This is a genomic window from Streptomyces sp. Z423-1 (assembly GCF_013009255.1).
Lineage (GTDB): Bacteria > Actinomycetota > Actinomycetes > Streptomycetales > Streptomycetaceae > Streptomyces > Streptomyces gossypiisoli.
In genome coordinates, this window is record NZ_CP053109.1 from 8368488 (window position 1) to 8383618 (window position 15131).

General features: G+C 73.6%; 12 protein-coding genes. 2 read left to right on the forward strand and 10 right to left on the reverse strand.

All coding sequences use genetic code 11. The features are described 5' to 3' along the window. Window positions 1-8: 8 nt before the first annotated feature. The 7 genes from HJD23_RS38205 to HJD23_RS38235 all read right to left on the reverse strand — a co-directional run bounded on the left by HJD23_RS38205 (window position 9) and on the right by HJD23_RS38235 (window position 8046). On the reverse strand, window positions 9-1277 hold the full coding sequence (locus HJD23_RS38205; RefSeq protein WP_171107540.1) for a glycosyltransferase: 1269 nt from the start codon (window positions 1275-1277) through the stop codon (window positions 9-11). Beyond that, on the reverse strand, window positions 1274-2239 hold the full coding sequence (locus HJD23_RS38210; protein ID WP_171107541.1) for a glycosyltransferase: 966 nt from the start codon (window positions 2237-2239) through the stop codon (window positions 1274-1276). The genes HJD23_RS38205 and HJD23_RS38210 overlap by 4 nt, the downstream gene beginning before the upstream one ends. Continuing rightward, window positions 2236-3402: a glycosyltransferase family 9 protein gene (locus HJD23_RS38215; RefSeq protein WP_171107542.1), complete on the reverse strand. Its 1167-nt coding sequence runs from the start codon at window positions 3400-3402 to the stop codon at window positions 2236-2238. The genes HJD23_RS38210 and HJD23_RS38215 overlap by 4 nt, the downstream gene beginning before the upstream one ends. Next, window positions 3399-3974 carry an HAD family hydrolase gene (locus HJD23_RS38220; protein WP_240980906.1) on the reverse strand — a complete coding sequence of 192 codons (576 nt, stop codon included), beginning with the start codon at window positions 3972-3974 and terminating at the stop codon, window positions 3399-3401. Before HJD23_RS38220 ends, HJD23_RS38215 begins: the two co-directional genes overlap by 4 nt. A gap of 47 nt (window positions 3975-4021) precedes the next feature. Continuing rightward, on the reverse strand, window positions 4022-5107 hold the full coding sequence (locus HJD23_RS38225; RefSeq protein ID WP_171107544.1) for a glycosyltransferase: 1086 nt from the start codon (window positions 5105-5107) through the stop codon (window positions 4022-4024). A 208-nt stretch (window positions 5108-5315) separates the two neighbouring features. Further along, a complete protein-coding gene (locus HJD23_RS38230) occupies window positions 5316-6977 on the reverse strand; it encodes a carbamoyltransferase C-terminal domain-containing protein (RefSeq protein ID WP_171107545.1) in 1662 nt (553 codons plus the stop codon). Between the two features lie 103 nt (window positions 6978-7080). Beyond that, a complete protein-coding gene (locus HJD23_RS38235; RefSeq protein WP_171107547.1) occupies window positions 7081-8046 on the reverse strand; it encodes an NAD-dependent epimerase/dehydratase family protein in 966 nt (321 codons plus the stop codon). A 600-nt stretch (window positions 8047-8646) separates the two neighbouring features. Between HJD23_RS38235 and HJD23_RS38240 the strand changes: the two genes are divergently transcribed. Continuing rightward, a complete protein-coding gene (locus HJD23_RS38240; RefSeq protein WP_171107549.1) occupies window positions 8647-9870 on the forward strand; it encodes a polysaccharide pyruvyl transferase family protein in 1224 nt (407 codons plus the stop codon). Between the two features lie 87 nt (window positions 9871-9957). After that, window positions 9958-11409 (forward strand): FAD-dependent oxidoreductase, encoded by a 1452-nt coding sequence (locus HJD23_RS38245; RefSeq protein WP_171107551.1) that lies wholly within the window; start codon window positions 9958-9960, stop codon window positions 11407-11409. On the opposite strand, the gene HJD23_RS38250 is transcribed toward HJD23_RS38245, so the two are convergent. From HJD23_RS38250 to HJD23_RS38260, 3 genes are all read right to left on the reverse strand, one after another. Beyond that, entirely contained in the window at window positions 11351-12907 is a 1557-nt protein-coding gene (locus HJD23_RS38250; protein ID WP_171107552.1) for a right-handed parallel beta-helix repeat-containing protein, read from the reverse strand. The two genes, HJD23_RS38245 and HJD23_RS38250, sit on opposite strands and share 59 nt — an antisense overlap. A gap of 136 nt (window positions 12908-13043) precedes the next feature. Beyond that, window positions 13044-13643 carry a peptidoglycan recognition family protein gene (locus HJD23_RS38255; RefSeq protein WP_171107554.1) on the reverse strand — a complete coding sequence of 200 codons (600 nt, stop codon included), beginning with the start codon at window positions 13641-13643 and terminating at the stop codon, window positions 13044-13046. Between the two features lie 212 nt (window positions 13644-13855). Then, on the reverse strand, window positions 13856-15079 hold the full coding sequence (locus HJD23_RS38260) for an ROK family transcriptional regulator (protein ID WP_171107556.1): 1224 nt from the start codon (window positions 15077-15079) through the stop codon (window positions 13856-13858). Between the last annotated feature and the right edge of the window lie 52 nt (window positions 15080-15131).

The following is a 15131-nucleotide window of genomic DNA, read 5'->3' on the forward strand; positions in this document are numbered from 1 at the left end:
TCGATGGCTCACACCACCTCCGTCACGGCGTGGCGGGCGTCCAGGACGGCGCAGTAGGCCGCCTCCGTCTCGGCCGCGACGCGGTTCCAGCCGTAGCGGCGCAGCACGCGGCGGCGCCCGGCCGCGCCGCACGCCTGACGTGCCTCGGGCCGGGCCAGCAGGTCGGCGACGGCCCGGGCGAGCGCCTCGGGGTCACTGGGCGGCACCAGCCGTCCGGTGGCCGGGTCGGCGACGGTGTCCAGGTGGCCGCCCACCGCGCTGGCGACGACCGGCCGGCCGCAGGCCATCGCCTCCAGCGGCACGATGCCGAAGGGCTCGTAGTCGGCCGGGCACAGCACCACGTCGGAGCCGCGCAGCAGCGCGGGCACCTGGCGGCTGGGCACCCCGCCGGTGAAGTGGACGCGGTCGGCGACTCCGGCCCGGCGGGCGAGGCCGCGCAGCCGACGTACCTCCGGATCCTCGTCGAGCAGGTCCTTCGCGGGGCCGCCGACGATGAGGAGTTCGGTGTCCGGCAGCCGGGCCAGCGCGGCGACGGAGACCGCCGCGCCCTTGCGGGGGACGAGGCGGCCCAGCTGGAGCAGCCGGTAGCGCTGGGTGCGGCGCATCGCGGCCGGTCCCTGAGGGGTGAACAACTCGGTGTCGACCCCGCACGGTACGACGCTGACCCTGTCGGCGGGGATGCCCATCCGGGACAGCTCCAGAACCTCGTCGCGGCAGGTGGCCAGGACCCGGTCGCAGTTCAGGCCGACGTCCGTCTCGTGGCCGATCCGCTGCGGCGGGCTGGTGTCCGCGAGCTGCTGGTGCCGCCGCTTCACCGTGCCCAGCGCGTGGTACGTGTGCAGCAGGGGCAGGTCCAGCGGGCGCACCGCGCGCAGCGAGGCGAGTCCCGACATCCAGAAGTGCGAGTGCACGACGTCGGGCGAACGGCCCCGCCAGACGCGCGTGAGATGGCGGGCGAAGTCGCCCATGTGGGGCAGCAGTTCGTCCTTGGGCAGGGGCTCCGCCGGTCCCGCCGGGACATGGTGCACCTCCACCCCGTCGCGCAGCGGCACGACGTCGGGCAGGTCGGGATCGTCGCGGCGGGTGTGCACGGTCACGCGGTGGCCCCGGTCGGCCAGCGCGCTCGCGAGGCAGGCGACGTGGACGTTCTGCCCGCCCGCGTCGACTCCGCCCAGCGCGGCCAGCGGGCTCGCGTGCTCGGAGACGAGCGCGATGGAGAGCGAGCCCGGCCCCTCGGCGTCGAAGGTGTGCGGCGGGGATCCGGCCGATGACGTCATGAGCGCACCTCCGTCAGCAGGCGCTCCCAGTCGTCCAGGAAGCGCTTGAGCCCGTACCGTTCGAGGGCCGCCTGCCGCGCGCGGGCGCCGTCCTCGGCGGCGGCCTCGGGTTCTTCGAGGTAGCGCCGGGCGGCCCGGGCCAGCACCTCGGGGCGGGTGGACAGCGTGCCCGCGTCCGGCGGGACCGCCTCGACCGCCTCCGTGGTGGCGAGCGCCACGACCGGCATGCCCAGGTGCATGGCCTCAAGGAGCGACAGACCGAGGGACGTCCAGCGCACCGGGTGCAGATACAGCCGGCGTTCGGCCATGGCCGCGTGGAGTTCGCTCTGCGGCAGATCGGCGGAGCGGCAGCGCTCCTCGGGCAGGTCCAAGTGGTCGGCGAGGCCCTCGGTGCGCATGCCGAACACGTCCAGCGGGGCGGCGCGGGCCAGTTCGGGCAGCAGGTCGGTGCCGGTGTAACGGCCGCGCCGCACCGGTTCGTTGACGACGACGGCCGCACGCGGGAGGCGGCCGGTGTACTGGTGGCCCGGGTCGACGATGCCGTGCTCGATCACCTCGGTGCGGGTGCTGCCGCAGTCCCAGAACAGCCGGTTGAAGTGGGTGACGTGCACCAGGGTGAGGTCGTCGCGGTCGGCGAACGGGTGCCGGGTCGTGGGGACGTCGCCGTCCGGCGCGTTGTGCTCCAGGTAGACGGCCGGCAGGTCACGGCCGGGGCGTCGGCCGCCCAGCCAGCGCTCGGCCAGCTCCCTCTCGTGCGGGCGCTGGAGGACCACCATGTCCACGTCCGCGTCCCGCAGTTGGGCGGGCGTCAGCTCCCGCACCGAGGCGGGCCAGATGAACGTGCGGGCGCGGCCGATGCCGTCGGCGTCGCGGTCGGGGGTGACAGGAACGAGGTAGGTGTGCGGTCCCTGGACGAACGCCGTCGTCCAGGAGCCGTGCACATGCCACAACAGGATGTTCATTTGGACGCTCCTCGTTCCGTCTCGGCCCTGCCACCCGGTCCGTACGGGGCGGCGGGCCTGGGCGACGGGCCCTGGTCCACCACAGGGCCGGTCCGCTTCGACTTCCTTGTCTGCTCGAAGTCATTCATCCCAACTGGCCGGTTTGCGCAGAGTGCGGTGACCGCGGCCAGCACTTCCGCGTCGCCGATCCCGTCGAGACAGGGGTGGCCCGGCGTGGGGCAGTTCCGCGCCCTGGTGCCCGCACAAGCGGCCTCCTGGTCGCCGAGCAGCACGTGCGGGACGCCGTACGGCCGCCAGCGCTCGGCCGGCACCACCGGCGAGAAGAGGGACACCACCGGAGTGCCGACGGCGGCGGCGAGATGCGCGGGCCCGGTGTTGCCGACCACCGCGACCCGCGCCCCGGCGAGTACCCCGGCCAGTTGCTCCAAATGGGTGACGCCGCCCAGGTCCAGGGCGTGTGCTCCGGCCACCCGGGCCGTCAGCTCCCGCTCCGCGGGGCCGCCGGTGACCACGACGCGGTACCCGGCGGCGGACAGTGCGGCCGACGCCCGGACGGCCCGCTCGGGGCTCCACGCCCGCGCGGGCACGGCGGCGCCGGGATGCAGCACCACGTACGGCTCGGAGCCGGTCAGGTGCGTCATGTCCGGCGGGGTCCTGACGCGCAGCGTTCCGTCGTCGCCCGGCGGCAGCGTGAACCCCGCGTCCCGGGCCAGGTCCAGGGCCGCGAGCACCTCGTGCCGGTGCGCCTGCCGGTGGTGGCGCAGGTCGAGCAGGGCGCCCGGGTAGTCCTCGCTGTCGGCCGCCGTCCAGCCGACGCCCGCCAGCTTCAGCAGCAGGGCGGCCGGCAGCGGGCTCTGGTGGTACGACACCAGCACCAGGGCCCGGTCGAAGCGACGGGCCGTCAGCGCGTCCAGCAGCTGCCGGGTCGCCTGCCGGGAGACCGGCGCCGGTTCCAGCCCCATCCAGGGCGCGTCATGCACCAGTACCTCGTCCACGTCCGGCAACAGCCGTCCCGCGCTCGCCCCCTGCGGCCCGCACAGCAGCGCCGTGTACGACGATCCGGCGGCCACGGCCCGCACGGCGGGCCCGGCCAGCAGGACGTCGCCGGCGCTGTCCAGACGTACGACCAGCGAGCGGGGCAGGGTTCGGGAATCGGCCGTCATGACTCTCCCGGGACGAGGTCGGGCGCCGGGGACAGGGCGAGACGGACCGCCGTACGCAGGTCGGGAGCGGTGGCCTCGGCGCCTGCGGTCTCCTCGGGGCGGGTCACCGGGGTCGGCACCAGCACGCCCCGGGCGCCGGCGGTGCGGGCGGCGGCCACATCGGCGCCGATGTCGCCGATGACGACCGTACGGTCCACCGGGGCGCCGAGCCGTTCGCACGCCGCCAGCACCAGACCCGGCGCGGGTTTGCGGCAGCCGCAGCCGTCGTCCGGGCCGTGCGGGCAGACCGCCCACACCCCGAACGGGCCGAGCAGCTCCTCCACCCGCCGCCGCACCGCGGCAACCTGTCGGTATGTCAACAAACCGCGGGCGACGCCGGACTGATTGCTCACCACGCCGACCGGGACGCCCCGCGCCCGCACCGCGTCGACGGCTTCCCGCGCCGTCGGCATCGGCACGACCCGCGCCGGGTCACCGTTGTAGGGGACGTCGACGATCAGGGTGCCGTCCCGGTCGAACAGGACGGCCGCCGGGAAGCCGCCGGGCACGGCCTGCGGGGTCCCGTCGAACACCCACGGTCCCGGTGCCCGGCACGGGTCGCGGGGCCTCGTCAGCGGTGTCATGAGGGCACCCGCTCCCGGTCCGGTTCCCGCGACGGACGCGGCGGTTCACCGGTCCCGTCGGCGGTGACGGGCGGCGTGTTCCGGTGGACGAGCTGCCCGCGCAGCCAGTGCCAGACGGCGGCGGGCGGGATGGCGACGCTGGTCAGCGCCATCGTGACCACCTCGTCGCGGGTGCGCGGCCCCGGTACGGTCCGGGCCAGCGCGAACTCGGCCGTCCCGGCCAGCCACAGCCCGGCGCACGCGGTGGCCGCCCGGCGCCGGCCCAGAGCCGCGCAGGCCAGGGCCGTCACCGCCGCCCCGGTCACCGCCAGATGCCGGGGCAGCCGCCCGCGCGGCGCCCCCGCCCGGCCCCACCACGTCCGGCCGTGCAACCGGGTCATCAGCACGTCGTCCGCGTTGCCCGCCTGGAGCCGCACCGAGACCCAGCGGTCGGCGGGCCGCACCGGATGCGTCGTACGGCGCTCTCCGTCCGTCACCGTCCACCCGGCCGCGAGCACCCGCAGGGCCAGGTCGGCGTCCTCCCGGAAGGCCCGCCGGAAGCGTTCGTCGAAACCGCCGACCGCCTCCAGGGCCGCCCTCCGGTAGGCCATGTCGGCGGTGATCCAGCGGGCGGTGGCGAGCCCGGCGGTGTTGCGTTCCCAGTCGGTGGGGCGGCGGTCCGGCGGCAGCGGTACGTCGATCCGCGCGGTGACCGCGCCCGTCCGGTACGTCGCCCCGGCCAGGTCGAGGGCCAGGTCCTCGCCCCAGGAGGGGCTGGGCACCACGTCGTCGTCGAGGAAGACGATCCAGGGCACGCGTCCCGCCGCCCGCCATCCGGCGTTGCGGGCCGCGGCGGGGCCCCGGGCGCCGCCCCGGACGACCGTGGTGAGCGGGCGCAGCTGCTCGGGGACTGCGTCCGTGAGCGCGGCCACCGGGGCGTCGGGACGGTCGTCGACGAGGATCAGCCGCACGGGGCGGGGGCCGCCGGACCGGGCCAGGGCACGCAGGCAGGCGGTCAGGCTGGGGCGGCCCAGGGTGGGGACCACCACCGCGTAGGCGTCGTCGGCGTACTCGGTTTCGGTGCCGGGTGCTGCCTGGGTCATCGGGGCCTCCGGGGGGCGTGCTCGGCCTGATCGGCGTGCGCGGTGGGGGCGGCGGCATGGGCGGCGGACCGGGTCCTCGGGCCGGGTGCCGCCCGGGCCGTCGGTTCCTGCCGTCGCCGTACCTCGTGCGCCGCCCACGGCGCGTTCTCCGTCGCGGAGCCCTGCAGGTGTCGTACGTGATGTGCTGCCCGAGCCGTGTGCTCCCGCATCACGCCCTCCCGTTCCCCGTCGCGCGGAAGAAGTCGCCGCGCCGGACCGCGTACGGGCCGATGGCGAGCAGGTCGACCGGCGAGGAGCCGAAGCACTCCAGGGCGTCGCGCGGATCGTCGACCATCGGCCGGCCGGCCGTGTTGAGGCTGGTGTTGACCACCACCGGCAGCCCGGTGCGCCGCTCGAACGCGCCCAGCATGCGGGCGACCAGCGGCTCCTGCGCCGGGTCCACGGTCTGGATGCGGGCCGTGCCGTCGACGTGCACCACGGCCGGGATCCGCTCGCGCCAGGATGCGGCCACGTCGTGCACGAACAGCATGTACGGGCTGGGCAGCGGCCCGTCGAAGATCTCGGCGGCCCGGTCGGCCAGCACCATGGGCGCCACCGGCCGGAACTGCTCACGGCCCTTGACGTCGTTGAGCCGTTCGAGATTGCCCGCGTGTCCCGGGTGCGCCAGCAGCGAGCGATGGCCGAGCGCCCGGGGACCGTACTCGGAGCGCCCCTGGAACCAGGCGACGATCCCGTTGTCGGCGAGGGCCTCGGCCACCGTCTCCGCGATGTCCGCGGGCCGTTCGAAGGGTACGGCCGCAGTCTTCAGCCATGCGCCCAGCTCCGCGTCGGACCAGTCCCGGCCCAGGTCGGCGCCCGCCATCGGCTCCGGCGCGTCCCCCGCGCCCGCCGCCAGCAGCAGCGCACCGCCCAGCGCGGTGCCCGCGTCACCGGCCGCCGGCTGCACCCACACCCGCGAGAAGGGACCCTCTCGGGCGATACGGGAGTTGGCGACGCAGTTGAGCGCGACGCCCCCGGCGAGGGTGAGCACGCTGTGGTGGGTCCGCCCGTGCAGCCAGCGCACCAGGTCGAGCAGCGTCTCCTCCAGGACGGCCTGCGCGCTCGCGGCCACGTCCGCGTGCTCCTGCGTCCACGGCTCGTCCGCGCCGCGCGGCGGGCAGAACTCGTGCCAGGGGACGCCGGTGGCGTGGAACCCGCCGTCGCCGGTCGGATACACGTACCGGCGCAGCTCGGCCAGCATCCGCGGGCTGCCGTGCGAGGCCAGCGCCATCACCTTGAACTCGTCCGAGGAGCGCAGAAAGCCCAGATGGTCGGTCAGCTCCTCGTAGACCAGGCCCAGGGAGTGCGGCAGCTCCTGCGCGCGCAGTGCCTCCAGCCGGTCCCCGACCCGGCGGGCCGCGAGGTGCGAGGCGCGTTCCCCGCGGCCGTCCAGGACCAGCACGGAGGAGTCGCCGGCGTCCGGTGCGGCGAAGGCGCTGGACGCGGCGTGCGCCATGTGGTGCGGGACGAAGCGGACCTTGCCGGCGTCCAGACCCGGCAGCGCGGCCCGCAGGAAGCCCGGGGCCTCACGGGCGTACGTCTGCCGCAGATGGTCCCAGGGATCGTCGAGGCCCAACGCCTCGGCGGGCCGGGCGAGCCGCGGGTCGTAGGAGTAGGCGACCGCGTCGAGGTCCTGCGGGCGCAGGCCCGCCCGCCGCAGACACCACGCGGCGGCCTTCTCCGGCAGCTCCCACGCGGAGAACGGCACCGGCCGCTTGCCGTGCTTGCGGCGGGAGAACCGCTCTTCCTCGGCGGCGGCCACGGTGCGGCCGTCGATCACGAGGGCGGCGGCGGGGTCGTGGAAGAGGGCGTTGATTCCGAGGATGCGCATGGGGGTCCTGGGGGTGTGCGGTGGGGTGGGGTGGGGTGGGGGAGAGCCGGTGACCGGGCGTTCTGCGTGCTCGCCTCGGCGCGGCGTCAGGCCTCGGTGCGCCTCACCGTTCGTCGGCCGTGGCGCGGAACCAGTCGATCGTGCGACGCAGGCCGTCCTCCGCGTCCACCTCGGGCTCCCAGCCGAGCTTGTCGCGGGCCAGCGTGATGTCCGGGCAGCGCACCGCCGGATCGTCGGTCGGCCGTTCGATGAAGCGGATCTCCGAGGGGGAACCGGCGAGCCCGATGATCAGGCGGGCGAGGTCCAGCATGGTGATCTCGCGCGGATTGCCGATGTTCACAGGGCCGCGCAGGCCGTGCGCCGCCGCCGCGAGGATGCCCCGGACGGTGTCCTCGACGTAGCACAGGGAACGCGTCTGGCGGCCGTCGCCCGTGACCGTGAGCGGTTCGCCGTCCAGCGCCTGCCGGACGAAGGTCGGCACCGCCCGGCCGTCGTGGCCGCGCATCCGCGGGCCGTAGGTGTTGAACAGCCGCACGATGCAGGTGTCGGTGCCCTCCGCCTCCGCGTGCGCCGTGGTGAGCGCCTCGCCGAACCGCTTCGCCTCGTCGTACACGCTGCGCGGTCCGACCGGATTGACGTTCCCCCAGTACCGCTCGTCCTGGGGGTTCTGCTGCGGGTCGCCGTACACCTCGGACGTCGACGCGAGCAGGAAGCGGGCGCCGTGGTCATGGGCGAGTGCCAGGGCGTTGCGGGTGCCGAGGCTGCCGGTCTCCATGGTGTGCAGGGGCAGCCGCAGATAGTCGGCCGGGGAGGCCGGGGAGGCGAGGTGCAGGACGAGGTCGGGGGGCCGCTGGACGGGTATCCGTTCGGCGACGTTCGCGTGCACCAGCGTGAACCCGGCGCGGTCGAGCAGCGGGGCGACGTTCTCCGGCCGGCCGGTGCTGAAGTCGTCCACGCAGGTGACCGCCGCGCCGGAGTCCAGCAGGGCGCCGCACAGATGCGAGCCGACGAAACCCGCGCCGCCGGTGACGACGGCGTGCTCCCAGGTACGTGACGATGCGGTGGTCATTCAGGTCTCCTCTGCACATGACGACGACGGCCTGTCGGATGCCTGGCGCCGATCCGGGACCCTGGTTGTTGCCTTGTCGGTTGTTGCCTTGTCGACCCCGCCTTCTCCGTCTTCTCCGCCTTCGCTCCGACGCCGGCCGGGGGCGCCGCGGGGGCGCCCAGTACCGAGATCAGCGTCCTCCGTCCGCGCCCAGGAGGCTCGGAGGCGTACGGCATCCGGGTGATGCACGCAGCGTGAGGCCCTCGGAGCGTGGGGCCTGAGGGGTTCGGGCGTGGACATGAGACGCCGGTTTCCCCACTGGCCGGGACCCAACCCCCGGAGCGGGGAACTGTGATCGCCGCCTGGGGAATTGTGATCGCCGCCGGGTACCTCGCGCTGCGATGGTGGCGGGTCCGATCCCGTGAAAGGATGACGCTGCCTGTCGGAACGTACCTGGTCGGGGGTTTCTCCCCGCCTGGGGGTTTCTCCTGCGTGGGGAAGGCAACCCGGGCCCAGCCCGCGGCAGCGACCCCTGAGGCCCCGATCCGACCCCCACGCCGCGCCCGCGCCGCTGTCCCGGACCCCCGCACCGCTCGTCAGCTCCTTGGACAGGAGTTCCGGATGACCACCACCACACAGCCTCGCCGGTCCGCAGGGCCGGGGCCGCGCATCGGCCTGCTCGGCTCCTACGGCGGCTTCAACCTCGGCGACGAGGCCATCCTGACCTGCGTCCTCGGCTGCCTCCGCGCCCACCGCCCGCAGGCCCGGCTCGTCGTCTTCAGCCGGAACGCCGAGCACACCCGCGCCCACCAGCCCGCCGCCGACCAGGTGGTCGACTGGGAAGGCGTCCCGCAGAAACAGATCCTCGACGTCCTCATGGGCCTGGACCTGCTGGTGCTCGGGGGCGGCGGCATCCTCTACGACGGTGAGGCGCGCCGCTATCTCCGTCTGGTGGGCGCCGCGCAGGCCCGCGGGGTACGCACCTTCGCGTACGCCGTCGGCGCGGGCCCACTGCGGGAGGCGGAGGACCGGGAGGCGGTACGGGCCGTGCTGCCGAAGATGGACGAGGTCGTCGTCCGGGACGAGGAGTCACGGCTCGTGCTGGAGGAGGCCGGGCTCGACCGCGACCTCACCGTGACCGCCGATCCGGCGCTGCTGCTGCCGCCGGAGCCGTTCACCGACCAGATGATGCGGCAGGAGGGCATCCCCGCCGAGACCCGGCTGGTGGGGATGTCGGTGCGCGAACCGGGTCGCGCGGCGGAGAAGCTCGACGAGAGCGACTACCACGCCCTGCTCGCCGACGTGGCCGACTTTCTGGTACGGCGGCTGGAGGCCCATGTGGTCTTCGTGCCGATGGAACGCCAGGACGTCCACCACGCCCACGGCGTGCTCTCCCGGATGACCGCACCCGACCGGGGACGCATCCTGCACAGCGTCTACAGCCCCGGCCAGGTCCTCGGCTTCATGAACCACCTCGACCTGGCCGTCGGCATGCGCCTGCACTTCGTGATCTTCGCCGCGCTCTCCGGGCTGCCCGTGCTGCCGCTGCCGTACTCCGGCAAGGTGTTCGACTTCTCCCGCCGCATCGGGGCGCCGGCGCTGGTCGGTGTGGCGCGCGAGCAGGCCGGGCTGCTGCTGGCTGAGGTGGACCGGTTGTGGGACGAGTTTCCGCAGCGCCGCGACGATCTCGACGCGCGAGTTCGGGCGTTGCGGGGCGTCGCCCGGGAGACCTGTGTCCGGTGCGCCGTGGTCCTCGACTCCCTGGAGGAACAGACCAGCGCCGTGTCCGACACCGAACGCCCGGGCCTGCACCTGCTGCGCCCGAGTACCGGAACGGCGACCTGACCGACCTGGCCCCGGACCCCGGCAGGGGCGCGGGGCACGGACCCGGGAGTCCCACCGCCTTCGGAACACCTCCGACGGGAAGAACCGATGCCGATCCTGCAACGACCTCCACTGTCACGGACCGTCACCCTGCCGCCGCGCGACGCCCACCACGGGGGCCGCACGGAGGTCCTGGTCGTCGGCGGAGGCCCGGCCGGCACCGCGGCCGCGTACGCCGCGGCCGACGCCGGGGCCGATGTGGTGCTCGTGGAGCGGTACGGCTTCCTGGGCGGCAACGCCACCGTGGCCCTCGTCATGCCCCTGATGTCGTTCCACAACGAGCAGAAGCAGGCCGTCTTCGCCGGCCCCGGCGAGGAAGGCGACGGGCTGCTGCCCAACGACCACGGCGAGGGCGAGGCGGTGGTCGCCGGCTTTCTGCGGCGCCTGCTGGACCGGCTGAGCGAACGCGGCGGCTGCATCCCGCCCTCCCTCAAAACCGGCTACACCGTCCCCTTCGACCCGGAGATCTACAAACTCGTCCTCCTCGACCTGCTCGACGAGGCCGGCGTCCGCATGCTGTTTCACTCCTTCGCTTCCGCCGCCCTGCCCCTCGACGGCGGCTGGCGGGTCGTCTTCGAGACCAAGTCCGGCCCGGTGGTGATCGACGCCGACGTCGTCGTCGACGGCACGGGCGACGGCGACGTGGCCGCCGCCTGCGGAGCGCCGTGCGAGATCGGCCGGCCCGAGGACGGGCTGGTCCAGCCGATGACGCTCATGTTCCGCGTCGTCGACTTCCTGCGGCCCCGGTTCGCCGCGTACGTCCACGAGCACCCCGACCAGTGGCGTGGCGTGCACGGCCTGTGGGACCTCGTGGAGGAGGCGACCAAGGCGGGCGAACTGCGTCTGCCCCGCGAGGACATCCTCTTTTTCGGCACACCCCACCCCCGCGAGGTCAGCATCAACAGCACCCGCGTCACCCGGGCCCTGGGCATCGACGTGTGGGACCTGAGCCGCGCCGAGTACGTCGCCCGCCGCCAGATGGAACAGATCGACCGCTTCCTGCGCCTGCACGTCCCCGGCTTCGAGGAGTCATACGTCGTGCAGAGCGGCACCCAGATCGGCGTACGGGAGACCCGGCGCATCCTCGGCGACTATCACCTCACCGGCCACGACATCCTGGCGGCGCGCTCCTTCCCCGACGTCGTCGCGCACGGCGCCTACCCCGTCGACATCCACAACCCCCGGGGCAGCGGCACCGTCCTCAAACGCGTCCCCCGCGGCCGCTTCTACGACATCCCCCTGCGCTGTCTGCTGCCCCGCGACACGGACAACCTGCTCGTCGCGGGCCGCTGCATCTCCGGCTCCCATGTGGCGCACTCCTCCTATCGCGTCATGCCCATCGCCATGGCGACCGGTCAGGCGGCGGGTGTCTGCGCCGCGTTGGCCACCCGGATCAACCGCAGCCCGCGGGAGGTGCCGTACGCCCTGGTCCAGCAGGAACTCATGCGCCAGGGGGCGCGGCTGCACCTGGCGACCGGGGCGGCGGCGCCGCTCGGTTGAGGACGGCGCTCGGTTGCTGCGTCCTCCGCGGCTGCTGGTTGTCCCATATCCGGTTGCCGTCCATCTGCGGGCGGAAGACGGCGGCCGCGATGGCGATCCCGGCTCGCAGATCCGGGGGATCGGGCAGGTCGTAGGACGCGCCCGGCTTCGGCGTGCCGCCGCTCCACGCTGTCTTCGAGCCCGGCCGCACGGGCGCCAGACTCAGCTCCGTCTCCGTGTTGAAGGTGACCATGGCGTGCTGGCCACCCACCGTCACCTGCTTGCCTCGATGGCCGTCCGGTGGCCAGTCGGCGGTCTCGTCGATCAGCGACAGATCGGTACAGCGCACCCCGTCGCCGCCGCCCGAGGTCGCCGGTGCGGCCCGACGGCCGTTGTTGCGGATCCGGTTGCCCACGATCGCCGGATCCCGCAGGTCCGCGTCGATCCGGATGCCGTCCAGCGCGTTGTCCCGGATGTCGTTGGACTCCAGCACAATGTCCTCGGCCGGTTCCTGGTCGCCGCCCTCCAGGTTGTGCTCCCAGTAGCCGTACCGCCCGTTGTTGCTGATCCGGTTGCCGCGGAGGGCGTACGGTCCCGGCGTGTTGCCGATCGCGACGCCATCGCGCACATTGCCGTCGATGACACACCCGGTGACGATGCCGCCCCGCCCGCCGACCCCTGAGGTGCCCTGCGAGGACACGTCGAACCCGGCCTGGTGATTGCCGAGCATCGTCGACGAGGTGACCAACAGGCCGTCGGCTCCCCAGTCGGAGATCCCGAACCGGTTGTCCTCGGCATGGCAGGCGGTGATGCGGATACCGCGCGGCGGAGGCCAGTACTCCTGCTGCAACTCCACGAAGATGCCGTTCGTGCCGTTGCCCGTCGCCGTGCAGGTGGTGATCGTCAGCCGCTCGACCATTCCCCAGCCGCCCACACCTGTCCCGATCCCCGCGCCGCCCATCTTCTCGCCGGGGTCCTGCCGCCCACACCGCTCGGCCAGCACTCCCTCGACGATCGTGTCCTGCAGGAAGTCACAGCCGAATCCGGTCGCCGCGGTGTCGTGCACGTACAGGTCGCTGAACCGGCCCCGCAGCACGTACTGCAGGCCGAGCCCCTTCGCCAGCGGGTCGTACTCCTGCGTCCGCACGCCCGAACCGTCCACCTCGAAGTGCGCGAACGTGATGTCCGCCAGATGGTTCTCCCGCCCCGCTCCGTGCTGCGCGGTGGTGAACCAGGCCAGCGGCACCGGGGTGGTCGGGCTGCCCGGGTTGCACAGCACGAAGCAGGTGGCACCCCGGCCGGCACCGATCAGCGACACGCCGCTGTGCCAGACGGTGGGCCGGTCCTGCATCACATAGCGACCGGGCGGGACGTAGAGGGTCCGTCGGCGGCCGTCCGCGGCACAGGCCGCACCCAGCGCGTCGACCAGTTCCGCGAACGCCGGCTGGTCATTGGTGATCCCGTCACCGACCAGTCCGTGCTCTCGGGCGTCCACCATCAACGGCATCGACAACGGCATGGGCAGGCTCCTCACTGGAAAGGCGCGGCAGGTGGCAGCGTGGACTGCCGGTCGGCGGCGCCGTCGAGCACCGAGTACCAGTGATCGGCAGGGTCCAATCATTGGCCTCTAGGTGTCACGTGGGTGTGCCGTCCGGTCAGGCGGAGTTGACGAGCCCTATGTAGCGCGTCCAGTCCCAGTGCGGGCCGGGGTCGGTGTGGTCGGTGCCCGGTATCTGGTGGTGGCCGATGATGTGCGCGCGGTCCTTGGGGATGCCGTACCTCGTGCAGATCGCCGCGGTGAGCGTGGCCGACCGCTCGTACATGGCGTCCGTGAAGTAGCCGGGCTTGTCCACCCACCCCTCGTGTTCGATGCCGATGCTGCGTGTGTTGTGCTCCCAGCTCCCGGCGTGCCAGGCGATGTCGGACTCGCGGACGCACTGCGCCATATGTCCGTCGGCGGACCGGACGACGTAGTGCGCGGACACCTTCTTGCGAGGGTGCTGGAAGACGGCCAGGGTCCCGGAGTAGTCCGTCTGCGTGACGTGGATGACGACCAGGTCGACGGGGTGGGTGGCCGGGCGGTTCGCCGCCGTGTAGTTGGCGGGAGTCGCCGGCTGCCACTCCGCGAGCGGGTAGTCGGGAGCCGGTGTCCGTCCACCCGCCCTGGGCCCGGGCAGCAGTGCGTAGGGGACGGCGGCCAGGGCGGCGCCCTTGAGGATCCGTCGCCGGTCGGGGAGCGGTCTTGCCCGTTGCATGGAGGATCGCCTCTCAGCTGGAAGAAACTTGAAGAAGGGTGAAGGTCGGTTCGAGGAGGTCGGATCGGCTGAATCACGGTACGGCGCCGGGCGGTTGGCTTGAAGGTCGTCGTGCTATTCCGTGGATCACCGAGAGGTTGTGGATAACTCGCTCACCCGAACGGGTGGTGAGCAGGGCTTTCGGAGGGCTTGCGGATGGCTTGCGGAGGCCGTCAGCCCCGCGCCCCCACCTCAGCCACCCCCGCCGGATCGTCCAGCACCCCGCGCACCACCCAATGCGCGGCCCCCAGCAACGGCCCCTCAGGACCCAGCTGTGACACGGACACCGGGCAGGCCGGTCCCGCCGTGCGGCGTGCCAGTTCCGACCGCAGCGACGGCAGCAGCCAGGGCGCGAGCCCGGCCAGCGCACCGCCCAGTACCACGCTCTCGGGGTCCAGCAGATTCACCGCCCCGGTCAGTGCCACGCCGAGCGCCTCTCCCGCATCGCGCAGCGCCCGCCGTACGTCCTCGTCGCCCTCCGTGGCACGCCCGGCGAGCAGTCCGACACGGTCCTCGCCCGGCTCCAGACCGGCCGCGCGCAGCACCGCCTCCTCACCGGCGTACTGCTCCAGGCACCCGCGCCCACCGCAGGCGCATTCCGGCCCGTCCGGCCGGACCGGCACATGCCCCAACTCACCCGCGAAGCCGCGCGTTCCGCGCAGCAGCCGACCGTCCACGACCACGCCCGCGCCGATGCCGATCTCGGCCGACACATGCACGAAGTCCCGCGGGGTGCCCGCGCCGAGCCAGAGCTCGGCCAGCGCGCCGAAGTTGGCCTCGTTGTCCACGGTCAGCGGCAGCTCCGCGGGCAGCAGCGACCCGAGGTCGGTGTCGTGCCAGCCGAGGTTGGGAGCGCGTACGACGGTCCGGGCGTCGCGCGCCACCAGACCCGGCACCGCCACCGCGAGACCCGCCGGCCACAGCCCCTCACGTGCCGCCTCGGCGACAACCCGGCGCACCAGCCCGGTGAGTTCCTCGATCACCGGCTCGGGGGAGCGGTCGCGGTTCGTGCCCTGCTGTACGACCCGCGCCCGTATCTCCCCGCGCAGATCGACCGCGCAGACCGCGAGATGGTCGACGCCGACCTCCGCGCCGATCCCCGCGGGACCGCGCTCGCTGACTGCGAGGGCGGAACCGGGACGGCCCCGGCCCACCCGGCCGGGACGTTCGGGGCCCAGTTCCTCCAGCAGGCCGCAGCGGATGAGCTCGTCGACCAGGGTGGAGACCGCCGCACGGGTCAGCCCGATGCGGGAGGCCACCGCCGCACGGGACAGCGGGCCCTCCGCGCTGACCGTGTGCATCACCCGGGCGAGATTGCGGCGCCGCATGCCCTGCTGGGTGTCCGGCAACGCCCGCCCGGGACCGGCCGGGTGGGCCTTGTGCAGCGGTGCGGTCATGCCTCCAGCCTTCTCGGTGGGCTCAGCGGCTCTCGGGACTCCGCCTTCTCGG

What these genes read in the sequence shown, in the direction of transcription:
- HJD23_RS38260 (WP_171107556.1), bottom strand. Translation starts at nt 15,079, where the DNA reads ATGACCGCACCGCTGCACAAGGCCCACCCGGCCGGTCCCGGGCGGGCG.
- HJD23_RS38215 (WP_171107542.1), bottom strand. Translation starts at nt 3,402, where the DNA reads ATGACGGCCGATTCCCGAACCCTGCCCCGCTCGCTGGTCGTACGTCTG.
- HJD23_RS38250 (WP_171107552.1), bottom strand. Translation starts at nt 12,907, where the DNA reads ATGCCGTTGTCGATGCCGTTGATGGTGGACGCCCGAGAGCACGGACTG.
- HJD23_RS38235 (WP_171107547.1), bottom strand. Translation starts at nt 8,046, where the DNA reads ATGACCACCGCATCGTCACGTACCTGGGAGCACGCCGTCGTCACCGGC.
- HJD23_RS38210 (WP_171107541.1), bottom strand. Translation starts at nt 2,239, where the DNA reads ATGAACATCCTGTTGTGGCATGTGCACGGCTCCTGGACGACGGCGTTC.
- HJD23_RS38225 (WP_171107544.1), bottom strand. Translation starts at nt 5,107, where the DNA reads ATGACCCAGGCAGCACCCGGCACCGAAACCGAGTACGCCGACGACGCC.
- HJD23_RS38240 (WP_171107549.1), top strand. Translation starts at nt 8,647, where the DNA reads ATGACCACCACCACACAGCCTCGCCGGTCCGCAGGGCCGGGGCCGCGC.
- HJD23_RS38245 (WP_171107551.1), top strand. Translation starts at nt 9,958, where the DNA reads ATGCCGATCCTGCAACGACCTCCACTGTCACGGACCGTCACCCTGCCG.
- HJD23_RS38230 (WP_171107545.1), bottom strand. Translation starts at nt 6,977, where the DNA reads ATGCGCATCCTCGGAATCAACGCCCTCTTCCACGACCCCGCCGCCGCC.
- HJD23_RS38205 (WP_171107540.1), bottom strand. Translation starts at nt 1,277, where the DNA reads ATGACGTCATCGGCCGGATCCCCGCCGCACACCTTCGACGCCGAGGGG.
- HJD23_RS38255 (WP_171107554.1), bottom strand. Translation starts at nt 13,643, where the DNA reads ATGCAACGGGCAAGACCGCTCCCCGACCGGCGACGGATCCTCAAGGGC.